Raw genomic sequence first — 600 nt, 5'->3', positions numbered from 1 at the left:
ACAGCTTCCAGCTCTCCGCGAACCGCCACCCCTCCACCACCGACCGAACCCGACGACGCTCACGCCACGCCGTCAGAGCCGGCACCACCTCAGCCACAGCCCGCTCATCGACCCCCAACTCCGCCGACAACGCCCCCGCATCCACCCCCCGAACCACAGACCACAACTCGTCATCCACCCCGCCAGGCCCCGACACCGCCTCAGGCCAGAACCGCTCACGCTGGAAGGCATACGTCGGCAGATCGATCGCCGAGTTCCGGCCCACCACCGCAGACCAGTCCACCCGCACGCCACGGACATGCAACCGGGCGACGGCGGTCAGCAGTTGCTCGGACTCGTTCTCACCCCGGCGCAGCGTCCCCGTCACGACCGCTGCCGGGTGGGACTCGAAGAGGGTCTCTTCCAGGCTGGGAGTCAACACCGGGTGGGGGCTTACTTCGACGAACGTCCCGTGACCGGCCTCGGCCAGCACCCGCGTGGTGTCGGCCAGCCGCACCGTCTCCCGCAGGTTGCGGTACCAATACTCCGCACCCAGCTCACGAGTGTCGGTCAGCTCACCGGTCACGGTGGAGTAGAACGCGACCGTGCTCTCCAGCGGAG

General features: G+C 68.7%; 1 protein-coding gene. It reads right to left on the bottom strand.

The window, feature by feature from the left end; genetic code table 11:
- On the bottom strand, positions 1–565 hold a 565-nt coding region (locus AQJ67_RS44400), incomplete at its 3' end, for an acyltransferase domain-containing protein (protein ID WP_279616931.1).
- Positions 566–600 lie beyond the last annotated feature (35 nt).

This window comes from Streptomyces caeruleatus (genome assembly GCF_001514235.1).
Taxonomy (GTDB): domain Bacteria; phylum Actinomycetota; class Actinomycetes; order Streptomycetales; family Streptomycetaceae; genus Streptomyces; species Streptomyces caeruleatus.
Note: the sequence above shows the minus strand (reverse complement) of the source record. Positions and strands in the feature narration are given on the sequence as shown.